General features: G+C 64.6%; 10 protein-coding genes. 8 read left to right on the top strand and 2 right to left on the bottom strand.

Translation table 11 applies throughout. The annotated features are described in order from the left end of the window. Positions 1–130 precede the first annotated feature (130 nt). The gene (locus CVM52_RS20305) at positions 131–1,552 is read right to left on the bottom strand and encodes an AAA family ATPase (RefSeq protein WP_100164242.1); all 1,422 of its coding nucleotides are present in this window, start codon (positions 1,550–1,552) and stop codon (positions 131–133) included. 577 nt (positions 1,553–2,129) lie between these two features. Between CVM52_RS20305 and CVM52_RS20300 the strand changes: the two genes are divergently transcribed. Both CVM52_RS20300 and CVM52_RS20295 read left to right on the top strand, forming a co-directional pair. Then, positions 2,130–3,314: a replication initiation protein gene (locus CVM52_RS20300; RefSeq protein ID WP_100164241.1), complete on the top strand. Its 1,185-nt coding sequence runs from the start codon at positions 2,130–2,132 to the stop codon at positions 3,312–3,314. A gap of 31 nt (positions 3,315–3,345) precedes the next feature. After that, a complete protein-coding gene (locus CVM52_RS20295; protein ID WP_100164240.1) occupies positions 3,346–4,119 on the top strand; it encodes an HpcH/HpaI aldolase family protein in 774 nt (257 codons plus the stop codon). Between the two features lie 36 nt (positions 4,120–4,155). Here CVM52_RS20295 and CVM52_RS20290 read toward each other — a convergent pair whose 3' ends face one another. Next, positions 4,156–4,935: an IclR family transcriptional regulator gene (locus CVM52_RS20290; RefSeq protein WP_100164239.1), complete on the bottom strand. Its 780-nt coding sequence runs from the start codon at positions 4,933–4,935 to the stop codon at positions 4,156–4,158. Positions 4,936–5,064: 129 nt separating this feature from the next. Between CVM52_RS20290 and CVM52_RS20285 the strand changes: the two genes are divergently transcribed. The 6 genes from CVM52_RS20285 to CVM52_RS20260 all read left to right on the top strand — a co-directional run. Beyond that, the gene (locus CVM52_RS20285; RefSeq protein WP_100164238.1) at positions 5,065–6,267 is read left to right on the top strand and encodes a CaiB/BaiF CoA transferase family protein; all 1,203 of its coding nucleotides are present in this window, start codon (positions 5,065–5,067) and stop codon (positions 6,265–6,267) included. A gap of 73 nt (positions 6,268–6,340) precedes the next feature. Then, positions 6,341–6,799: a MaoC family dehydratase gene (locus CVM52_RS20280; RefSeq protein ID WP_100164237.1), complete on the top strand. Its 459-nt coding sequence runs from the start codon at positions 6,341–6,343 to the stop codon at positions 6,797–6,799. Next, positions 6,799–7,665 carry an HpcH/HpaI aldolase/citrate lyase family protein gene (locus tag CVM52_RS20275; RefSeq protein ID WP_100164236.1) on the top strand — a complete coding sequence of 289 codons (867 nt, stop codon included), beginning with the start codon at positions 6,799–6,801 and terminating at the stop codon, positions 7,663–7,665. The genes CVM52_RS20280 and CVM52_RS20275 overlap by 1 nt, the downstream gene beginning before the upstream one ends. Positions 7,666–8,071: 406 nt before the next feature. Then, a complete protein-coding gene (locus CVM52_RS20270; RefSeq protein WP_100164235.1) occupies positions 8,072–9,304 on the top strand; it encodes a thiamine pyrophosphate-dependent enzyme in 1,233 nt (410 codons plus the stop codon). Positions 9,305–9,306: 2 nt separating this feature from the next. Further along, a complete protein-coding gene (locus CVM52_RS20265) occupies positions 9,307–10,320 on the top strand; it encodes an alpha-ketoacid dehydrogenase subunit beta (protein ID WP_100164234.1) in 1,014 nt (337 codons plus the stop codon). A gap of 3 nt (positions 10,321–10,323) precedes the next feature. Then, positions 10,324–10,749: biotin/lipoyl-containing protein (locus CVM52_RS20260; protein WP_306372772.1), on the top strand; the 426-nt coding region annotated here is incomplete at its 3' end.

The raw sequence follows: 10,749 nt of genomic DNA, 5'->3' as shown, positions 1-10,749 counted from the left end.
CGGGTCGAAGGCGCCGGCGCTTTCCGCCGCCACCTGGGCGATTGGGGCCGCCGGGTTCAGCCGCGCCGCGCCCCCACCGGCCAGTTCCGCCTCGATCCGGCTCAGGTCTTCGGCCGAGGGCGCCTCCAGTTTACGCCGTTTCGCCATGGGTCACCTCCTTCGCCTCGGCCGCCGCCATCTGTGCATCGCGCCACCAGGTGCCCAGGATCACCTCCTTTACCTCGGCCCAGGTCCGGTCGAACGTCTCGCGACCGCGCACATAAGTGTCGCGGTTGAAATCGCGATAATCGGTCTCGTAGATCCCCGAGACCTGCTCGCCCGCCTGCCCCACCATCGCCGTGAGCTCCTGGCGATAGGTGGTCATGAAATCACCGAAATAGGCCTGGATCACATTGGCCAGGTCGGTCTGCTGCGCCGCGTCGAACCGGGTGACGATAGCGCGCACCGCGTCCCATTCGAACCGCATCTCGGGCAGGCCATCGGCCCGGCGCACTCGGTTCTCGCCCTCTTCGATCGAGGCGAAGGTGGAATAGATCATGTCGAAGAAACGCCCGGTGGAGTCGAACTCGAGGAACGATGCGCCCAATGGCACCAGCAGGATATCCGCGGCCGCCAGCGCATTGATGGTGAGATATCCCAAGGCCGGCGGGGTATCCAGCAACACGATGTCATAGTCGTTCAGTAAGCCACCATCCGACAGAGCGTTGTGCAAGGAATCCCACAGCGCCCAAGATCGCAATTGCATCCGCCAGACCGGCACCTGGAACTCGGCCCAATACAGGTTCAGTTGCGCACCGATCAGGTCGATATTGGGCCAGTGCGTCGGTTGCACCAGGTTTCGCGGCGAAACCTTTAACGCCTCGGTCAGGGTTTCATCGAATTCGAACGGGACCTGCCCCTGTGCCGCGCGGACCTGGTTTTCGTCCTGCATCTGGCTGGCAAAATCGCGCGCCAGCAGCGGGAACACCGTCTGCCACTCATCCTCGACCTTGCCCCCCATGATCGAGGTCATGCTGCCCTGGCTGTCCAGATCGATCACCAGCACCCGGTAGCCGTCCAGCGCCGCCGACATCGCCAGATGCGCGCAGGTCGATGTCTTGCCGACACCGCCTTTGAAATTGGCCACGGCCACCACCTTGGCCGGTTGCCCCTCGGGCCGCCAGGCGCGGTACTCGCGGTTGCTCGCCCCCTCTTCGGCGAAATGGTCGCGCAGGCGCAGCACCTCTTCCAGGGTAAACCATTTCGCGCCACCCTCGCCTTCGCCCTGCGGCAAATCCGGGTGCTGCTTGACCACGCGGCGCAGATGCGCCGGCGCCACCGGGATCAGATAGCGGCAGATCTCCCAGGTGGAAAACCGGCGCAGCCGTTTCTTGCCATCCGGGGCATAGCCGCGTTTGGCCAGGTCGTCGCGGCCCCGAGTGGCGAAGGCGGCCGCCTTGGCAAAGCGGGCTGTGTCGATGGGCTCGGCCAGCTTTTTCGCAGCGTTGGCGGGATCGATATTGAAATAGGGGGGCAGGTCGGCTTTGTTCACCGAACCGGGTTTCTGTGCCATGTTGCCTCGTCATGTTCGCTGTTCATCGCGATATGCGTCAAACTATGGCACATGTGGGGCGAGTTGTGAATCGCGGAAATGAGGTAAGCGCCTGTCTCATCTCGATATTCGAAAGAAACACGCGCGTGTTTAATGTTTCTTTCAGTATGTTTAGACTCTTTATGGCCCTATTAGACCCGGAATTTCAACGTCTTACCTGGTAGAGGGTACCCGTTTCCGGTTGGATTGGGGGCCGGATACAGGGCGAAAGGCACCCGTTTTCGGGATATTGGGCGCCGATTCGCGGGGTAGGAGGGGGCAAAGGCCGCTCCAGACCCTATTTTGGCCGCGATAGGCTCGGCTTCGTTCGAATCGTCCGATGCCGCCGCGTGTACCATCCCGCAAACGGATACCTTTGAGGCTGCGACAGGCAGCGGATTTATCCACAAGTTAATCCACGCCAAAGGTGCCAGCGAGAAGCTTGCCAACATATACCTTTCAGCGGATACTCTGTGTCAACCGGACCGGGCGGCCCATGAGTCGCCGACAGAGTCCGGATCATGAGGCAAAGCGGGGCAGGGCCCCGGACGAGGGCAGAATGGACGAGATTCCCCGGGACCGACTGACCGGACCGTTGCGGCGCGGTGCAGTTAAAAAACACGTGGCGGCGATCCATGTTTCCGGCAAGCTGACGCTGCTGCAGCGCAAGCTGTCGAACGTGCTGTTGCTGAACGCCTATGACACCATCACATCGCAGGCGCGCCACCAAATCGACGCGCGCACCCTGTGCCTGATGATCGGGTACAATTCGAACGACATGGACACGCTGAAACAGTCCTTGCGCGGGCTGGCCGAAACCGTGGCCGAATGGGACATGCTGGACGAGGAAGGGCAGCAGGAATGGGGCGTCTCGGCCCTGCTCAGCTATGCCAAGCTGCGCGGCGGGGTCTGCGAATATGCCTATTCCCCGGCACTGGCAGAAAAACTGCACGATCCGAAAGTGTTCGCGCTGATCAACCTGAACATCCAGCGCCGGTTCACCTCGGGCCATGCGCTGGCACTGTATGAAAACTGCTATCGCTTCGTGCGGACGGGGTCGACCGGCTGGTGGTCGCTGGACCTGTTCCGCCGGTTGATGGGGGTCTCTGACAGCCCCTATTACGAGACTTTCAAACATCTCAACGCCAAGATCATCAAACCGGCGGTGGCCGAGGTCAACAAGACCTCGAATATCGTTGTCACGCCGGAATTCCGCAAGATGGGCCGCGCGGTGACCGACATTCGGTTCCGCATCGCCGAGAACCCGCAATTGGCGATCCTGGACCTGGACGATGGAGAGGGGCTGCGCAATTCCGAGGTTTATGCGCGACTGCGTGCTCTGGGCGTCTCCGATCGGCTGGCGCGGCAATGGATGGCCGAACATGGCGAAGCCTACGTGCGGTCCAAGCTCGATTACGTGGCAGGGCAGGGGGGGGTCAAAAACGCGGTGGGCTATCTCACCCGTGCGTTGCGCGACAATTACGGCGCCGAGGTTTCGCCGCGAAACCCAGGCCGGCCCACCAGCGCGCGGGCCCGCCGCCTGGAACGCATCCGCGACCTGGCCGCCGCGCGCACCCCGACCCAGCGCGATGCCGACCGCCGGCTGTTCCTGGCGCGGCTGGACGGCGCGGCGCGGGATGATTTCGAACGCCATGGTTGGATGTCGGCGCTGAACGCCGAGGCCATCGCGGCGTTTTGGGAGGAACTGTCGCCGGGGGTCTTCGACGAAGTCACCGGCGAATGACGGCTAGAATGGAACCTGAAAGGAGGACAGCATGAGCAGGGCGCCGAAAAACCAATTTAAGGCAAGGCTGCGCGCCGGTGAGACGCAATGGGGGCTGTGGTCGACCTTGAACAGCCCGGTTGCCGCCGAGGCGCTGTCTTTGACCGGGTTTGACTGGATGCTGTTCGATACCGAGCACAGCCCGGTCGAGGTTGCCGGCGTGCAGCCGTTGCTGCAGGCCGCTGCCGTGGGCACCGCCGCAGCGGTGGCGCGGCCGGCCTGGAACGATAAGGTGCTGATCAAGAAGCTGCTGGATATCGGCGTGCAGACGCTGCTGGTGCCCTTTGTCGAAACCGAGGAAGAGGCCGCGCAGGCCGTTCGGGCCAGCCGCTATCCGCCCCAGGGCATCCGGGGTGTTGCCGGGTCGACGCGGGCCAGCCGTTTTGGCACCGCACCGAATTATCAAAAGACGGCCAATGACGAGATCTGTGTTCTGGTTCAGATCGAAACCATGCAGGCGCTGGACCGGCTAGAACAGATTGCAGCGGTCGATGGGGTGGACGGTATCTTCATCGGACCTGCCGATCTGTCCGCCTCCATGGGGTATCTCGGGACGCTGGATGCAGAGCCGGTGCAGGATGCGATCCGCGCAGCCGGAGCGCGGATCACCGCCGCCGGCAAAGCAGCGGGCATTTTGGCCACCAACAGTGCCGACGCCCTGCGTTACCAGGAATGGGGCTATCGCTTTGTGGCGGGCGGTGTTGATACCGGCCTGATGATGGCCGCGGCCAAGGCGCTGCGGGCGCAGCTGCACGGGGCGAGTTGACCGGTGGCGCCGGGGAGAGGCAGGGCGGCTGCCCGGTCAGGCCCGCGCCGGCGGTTCCAGGCCGGTCAGGGTCGCAGTGCTGTGATCGCGGCCAAATTCGGTGGCGATCGCGTCATGGATGGCGGTGGCGTGGGTTTCGGCCATTTCGGCCACCCGGTACAGTGGGCCGGCCACGGTGAGTGAAAAGATGCGTTCCCCGATCACCACCGGCACCGACACCCCGCCCAGATCGGGAGAATAGGCCGCGGCCGAGTGGAACCAGCCGCGCGCGCTGCCTTCTGTCAAGGCAGCCTGGACTTCTGCGATGGATTGGGGGGCTTTGGGCCCCCAGTGGCCAAAGCTGACCTTACGCAACAACACGTCACGGTCCTGCGGCGGCATTTTCGACAGCAGCGCCTGCCCCGAGGCGGTGATGTGGATCGGCACCCGCTGGCCCGGTGCCGCGGCATATCGCACGGCGGCGGTGGCTTCGACCACGTCGAGGAACACGGCGAACAGACTGCTGGGGGCGGAAATCCAGGCGGTTTCGCCGGTTGTCGCCGCCAGATTCCGGATGATATTGCGCAGGGCCTCGGGCACCGGTTCGCCCTCGGCCAGCGCCTGGCCCAACTGCAGCCAGCGCTGAGTGGGATAATATCCGCCTCGTGCGCGCGGTTCATAGAGATAGCCGGCTTCGATCAACGTGGTCAGGATGTTGAAAGCGCTGGATCTCGGCCAGTCGAACTGGCGCACGATATCGGCCAGCGTGGCCGGTTTCTGGCGCTCGGCAAAATATTCCAGCAGCGCCACCAGGTTCTCGATCTGCCGGACGGTCATGCATCTCCTCCCCTCTGCCTTGCGGCCAACCCGACGCCGCATTGACAGTTCGCGCGACGCGTGCCTATCTTTATTCCAAATATTGCTAATATTGTCCACATATATGGACGAATATCGGGAAAGCTGGCGATGAAACTGCTCGAAGGGCTGAAAATTCTGGACATGACCACGATTTTGATGGGCCCTTATGCCACCCAGATCATGGGGGATTATGGGGCCCAGGTGACCAAGGTCGAAGCCCCGTCGGGTGATCTGATGCGCCAGGTCGGCCCGGCCCGTCAGCAGGGGATGGGGCCGATGTATCTGAACACCAACCGGTCGAAACGCAGCCTGGCGCTGGATCTCAAGACCGAGGCGGGGCGCAAGGTACTGATGCGGCTGGCGCAGCAGTCCGACGTGTTGATCACCAATGTGCGGCCCAAGGCGATGGCGCGGCTGGGATTGACCTGGGAGGCGCTGGAAGCGGCCAATCCGCGGCTGATCTATGCCGCCCTGGTGGGGTATGATCAGCGCGGTCCCTATGCCGGCCGCCCGGCCTATGACGACCTCATCCAGGGTGGTGCCTGCATCCCGCATGCCTTCGTTCGCGCCGGGCAGCGGCCCTCCTACGTCCCTGCGGCGATTGCCGACCGGATTGTCGGGATGTCGGCGGTCAACGCGATCCTCGCGGCGGTGATCGAGCGCCACCAGTCCGGCCTCGGGCAGAAAATCGAGGTGCCGATGTTCGAAACCATGCTGTCGATGATCCTGGCCGATCACATGGGCGGGTTGACCTTCGAACCGGCCTTGGACAAGGGCGGCTATGCGCGCCACCTGTCGCCCGACCGCCGCCCGTACCAGACCAAGGACGGGTATATTTGCGCGCTGGTCTATACCGACGGGCATTGGGAGCGGTTCTTTCGCGCGCTGGGGCGCCCCGAAATGCCCGCGGCCGACCCGCGTTTTGCCGATTTCAACGCCCGCATGGCGCATATCGACGAGGTCTATGCCGAGTTGGGCCGGATCCTGCTGACCCGGACCACGGCGGAATGGCTGGACCTGTTCGACCGCGCCGATGTGCCGGTGATGCCGATGCATTCCTTCGAGTCGGTGCTGGAAGATCCGCATCTGAACGCGACCGGGTTTTTCCAGTCGGTCGAGCACCCGACCGAAGGGCCGATCCGGCAGATGTCGGTACCGGCGCGCTTCTCGCGCAGCCAGGTTCGCCCCGAGCGGCTGGCACCACGGCTGGGCGCCGACGGCGCCGATGTGCTGGCCGATGCCGGGTTCGATGCGGGCGAAATCGCCGAACTGCAAGACGCGGGTGTGCTGCACGTGGCGGCAGCGCGCTAGTCCATGCTATTTCCGCGGGCAGGGCGCGGCGGTCGCATCCGACCTGCCGCAGAAATCATAGGGGAGGAACGGCATGGCCGGACTTTGGTTTGAGGAATTTCACGTCGGGCAGACTTTCCGCCATGAATTGAGACGCACGGTGAGCGAGGCGGACAATACCATGTTCAGCCTGATGTCGATGAATCCGCAGCCGCTGCATATCGATGCGCATTTCGCTGAAGGCACCGAATGGGGGCAGCGGTTGTTCAACTCGATGTTCACCTTCGCGATCATGGTGGGGCTGTCGGTTCAGGACACCACGCTGGGCACGCTGGTGGGCAACCTCGGCTTTACCGATGTCAAATTCCCCGCGCCGGTGTTTCACGGCGACACGCTGCGCGCGGAAACCACGGTTCTGTCCGTGCGCGAGTCGAAATCGCGGCCCAATCAGGGCGTGGTCGAGTTCGAGCATCGCTGTCTGAAACAGGATGACAGCCTTGTCGCCCAGTGCAAGCGCACGGCACTGATGCTCAAGCGGCCGGAGGCGGGGTGATGCGGTCGTTCCTGTTCGTTCCCGGTGACAGCGAGAAGAAATTCGCCAAGGCGCGCACTGGCGATGCCGATGCGCTGATCCTCGACCTGGAGGATTCGGTGGCGGCGCCGGCCAAAGCGGCGGCGCGACAGACCGTGGCGGCGATGTTGGACGCGCCGCGCGAAGGTCCGGCGCTGTTCGTGCGCGTCAACGCGCTGGATACCGGGCTGACGCTGGACGACCTGGCGGCGATCATGCTCCACCGTCCCGATGGCATCACCCTGCCAAAATGCGAAGGGCCGGAGGATTTGCGCCGGGTGGCACATTACCTTGCCGCTTTCGAGGCGGCGCATGGTCTGCCGCCGACCAGGATCATTGCGATTGCCACCGAAACCGCCGCCTCGCTGTTCACGCTGGGGGCCTATAAGGACTGCGACGAACGTCTGTGGGGGCTGATGTGGGGGGCCGAGGATCTGGCCGCTGCACTGGGCGCGCGCGAAAACGGCGCGCGGCAAGGATTTCACGAGCCGTTTCGCCTGGCCCGCAACCTGTGCCTGGCCGGTGCGGCGGCCGCGGGGGTGGTTGCGGTCGATACCATCTGCGCGGTGCTGGACGATCTGTCGGTGGTCGAACGCGAGGCGGCGGAGGCGCGGCGCGACGGGTTCGGCGCCAAGGCGGTGATCCATCCCAAACATGTCGCGGCGGTCAATGCCGCCTTTACCCCAACCGAGGCGGAACTGGCCTGGGCCAGGAAGGTGCTGGACGCCTTTGCAGCCGATCCCGACGCGGGTGTGGTGCGCATCGACGGGCAGATGATCGACAAGCCGCATGAGCGCGCCGCCCGCAAGATCATGGACGCGGCCGCGCCGGACAGGGGAGAGGCCTGAGCGGAAAGCCTTTGTCGAGGCTGGTATTTCAGGCACGATCACGGGTGTTGGCGCCGGCTGGCAAACGATTCACCCAATTTTGGCGGTATTGAAAGGGGAATCTTTTCTACACGCTGCTCTGGCCCGGATCTTTGGAAGGAAATTTCGCGCGCGCCCTGCTAGTCTGATCGCGAGGAGGGCCCGCACATGCAGTATCGCTGCCGCGCTGCGCTGACCGCACCATGCTGTGCGGCGCAGATGGCCCGAGGGCTGTTGCCGGTCCTGATCAATCGTCCTGTCGACCGCCGCGGTGCCGGCCGGAACCGGCGGCGCCTTGCGCTGACCCAGCACCGTCCGGATCGGACGGCGCTGAGTCAACTCCGACCATATCAAAATCAAATATTTGGCCTAGACCTGGAGCGATACAATGCCTGAGGAAAAATCCCCGAAGCTACATGTGCCCGCGCCGGCGATCCGGCCAGGAGATGACCCGGATTTCAGCGATGTGGCAATTCCGCGGGCCGGGGCGGTGGACCGCCCCGCATCCGATACCAATGCCGAGGATATCCGCGACCTAGCGTTTTCGATCATCCGGGTGCTGAACCGCAAGGGCGAGGCGGTGGGGCCCTGGGCCGGGTCGCTGAGTGAGGAGGCGTTGCTGCAGGGGCTGCGCGACATGATGAAGCTGCGCATCTACGATGCGCGGATGCTGACGGCGCAGCGGCAGGGCAAAACTTCGTTCTATATGCAGCACCTGGGAGAAGAGGCGATCTCCTGCGCCTTTCAGCGAGCGCTGCGCAAGGGCGACATGAACTTCCCCACCTACCGGCAGGCCGGGTTGCTGATCGCCGCGGGCTATCCGCTGGTCAAGATGATGAACCAGATCTATTCGAACGAGCAGGACCCGCTGAAAGGCCGGCAGCTGCCGGTGATGTACAGCGCCAAGGAATACGGGTTCTTCTCGATCTCGGGCAATCTGGCCACGCAATATGTGCAGGCCGTCGGCTGGGCGATGGCGGCGGCGATCAAGCGCGACCGCAAGCTTGCCGCCGCCTGGATCGGCGACGGCTCCACGGCCGAAAGCGATTTTCACGGCGCGCTGGTCTTCGCTTCGACCTACAAGCCGCCGGTGATCTTGAACATCGTCAACAACCAATGGGCGATCTCGACCTTCCAGGGCATCGCGCGGGGCGGGGCAGGGACCTTTGCCGCCCGGGCGCACGGCTTCGGCCTGCCGGCGCTGCGGGTGGATGGCAACGATTTCCTGGCCGTACATGCCGCGGCGCAATGGGCGGTCGAGCGGGCGCGGGCCGATCTGGGCCCGACGCTGATCGAATTCGTGACCTACCGCGCCGGCGGGCATTCCACCTCGGACGATCCATCGGCCTACCGGCCGAAGGAAGAAGGTGCCGCCTGGCCGCTGGGCGACCCGATCCTGCGGCTGAAGGCGCATCTGATCCAGCTGGGCATCTGGTCGGAAGAGCGCCACACCCAGGCCGAAGCCGAGATCCTGGCCGAGGTGATCGCGGCGCAGAAAGAGGCCGAAGCCATCGGCACCCTGCATTCCGGCCGCCATCCCAGCCCGCGCGACATGTTCGAGGATGTATTTGCCGAAATGCCGCCACACCTGGTGCGGCAGCGCCACGAGGTGGGGTACTGATCATGGCACGGATGACGATGATCGAGGCGATCCGCGACGCCCATACCCTGGCGATGGAGCGCGACGAGGATGTCGTGGTGCTGGGCGAGGATGTCGGCTATTTCGGCGGCGTGTTCCGTTGCACCGCGGGGCTGCAGAAACGGTTCGGTGTCGAGCGCTGTTTCGACACGCCGATCAGCGAGCTGGGAATTGTCGGCGCCGCTATCGGCATGGCGACCTATGGGCTGAAGCCCATCGCCGAGATCCAGTTCGCCGACTACATGTATCCCGGTTATGATCAGATCGTGTCCGAGGCGGCGCGGCTGCGCTATCGCTCGGCCGGGCAGTTCACCTGCCCGCTGGTGATCCGGATGCCCACCGGCGGTGGCATTTTCGGCGCACAGACCCACAGCCAGAGCCCCGAGGCGCTGTTCACCCATGTGGCGGGTCTGAAGACCGTGGTGCCGTCGAACCCGCGCGACGCCAAGGGGTTGCTGCTGGCGGCCATCGCGGATCCGGATCCGGTGATCTTCCTCGAGCCCAAGCGGCTCTATAACGGGCCGTTCGACGGGCATTTCGACCGGCCATCGGTGCCGTGGTCGAAGCATCCCCAGGGCGATGTCGACCCCGAGTATTACGAGGTGCCGCTGGGCAAGGCGCAGGTGGTGCGCGAAGGGCGCGAGGCAACGCTGATCACCTATGGCACCATGGTGCATGTCGCCTTGGCCGCGGTCGAGGAAAGCGGCCATGACATCGAGGTGATCGACCTGCGCACGCTGCTGCCCCTGGACCTGGAAACCCTGGTGGCCTCGGTGAATCGCACGGGCCGCTGTATCGTGCTGCACGAGGCGACCCTGACCTCGGGCTTCGGGGCCGAGATCGTCGCGCTGGTGCAGAGCGAGTGTTTCTATGCGCTGGAAGCGCCGGTGCTGCGGGTGGCGGGCTGGGACACGCCCTATCCGCACGCGCAGGAATGGGATTACTTCCCCGGGCCCGACCGGGTGCGGCGGGCGATCGACACGGTGATGGAGGGCTGAGCGATGGCAGAGCATACCTTCAAGCTGCCCGATATCGGCGAGGGCATCGCCGAGGCCGAGCTGAGCGATTGGCTGGTCAAGGTCGGCGACATGGTGCGCGAGGATGACGTGATCTGCGAGGTCACCACCGACAAGGCCACGGTCGAGATCCCGGCGGCCGTCAGCGGCAAGGTGACCTGGCTGGGCGGCGAGGCCGGTGATGTCATCGCCATCGGCAGCGACCTGATCCGCATCGAGACCGACGAGTCGGTACCGCCCCCCGAGGACAAGCCAAAGCCGGAACCGGCCAAGGCCAAGCCCGAGGCGAAACCGGCCGCCCAAAAGGCGCCTGAGCCGGCGGCCAAAGCGGCGCCCGAGCGGCCGGAGCCGAAACCGTCGCGCCCGGTGCGTCCGGCGGTCAACCCCGACCGACCGATGGCCACCGGTGCC

It is taken from the genome of Pseudooceanicola lipolyticus (assembly GCF_002786325.1).
Classification (GTDB): domain Bacteria; phylum Pseudomonadota; class Alphaproteobacteria; order Rhodobacterales; family Rhodobacteraceae; genus Pseudooceanicola_C; species Pseudooceanicola_C lipolyticus.
The sequence above is the reverse complement of the archived record's forward strand: the minus strand, read 5'-3'. Positions and strand labels throughout refer to the sequence as shown.

Coding starts and splice junctions, on each gene's coding strand:
- CVM52_RS20305 (WP_100164242.1), bottom strand. CDS start 1,552: ATGGCACAGAAACCCGGTTCGGTGAACAAAGCCGACCTGCCCCCCTAT.
- CVM52_RS20290 (WP_100164239.1), bottom strand. CDS start 4,935: ATGACCGTCCGGCAGATCGAGAACCTGGTGGCGCTGCTGGAATATTTT.
- CVM52_RS20300 (WP_100164241.1), top strand. CDS start 2,130: ATGGACGAGATTCCCCGGGACCGACTGACCGGACCGTTGCGGCGCGGT.
- CVM52_RS20295 (WP_100164240.1), top strand. CDS start 3,346: ATGAGCAGGGCGCCGAAAAACCAATTTAAGGCAAGGCTGCGCGCCGGT.
- CVM52_RS20280 (WP_100164237.1), top strand. CDS start 6,341: ATGGCCGGACTTTGGTTTGAGGAATTTCACGTCGGGCAGACTTTCCGC.
- CVM52_RS20275 (WP_100164236.1), top strand. CDS start 6,799: ATGCGGTCGTTCCTGTTCGTTCCCGGTGACAGCGAGAAGAAATTCGCC.
- CVM52_RS20270 (WP_100164235.1), top strand. CDS start 8,072: ATGCCTGAGGAAAAATCCCCGAAGCTACATGTGCCCGCGCCGGCGATC.
- CVM52_RS20285 (WP_100164238.1), top strand. CDS start 5,065: ATGAAACTGCTCGAAGGGCTGAAAATTCTGGACATGACCACGATTTTG.
- CVM52_RS20265 (WP_100164234.1), top strand. CDS start 9,307: ATGGCACGGATGACGATGATCGAGGCGATCCGCGACGCCCATACCCTG.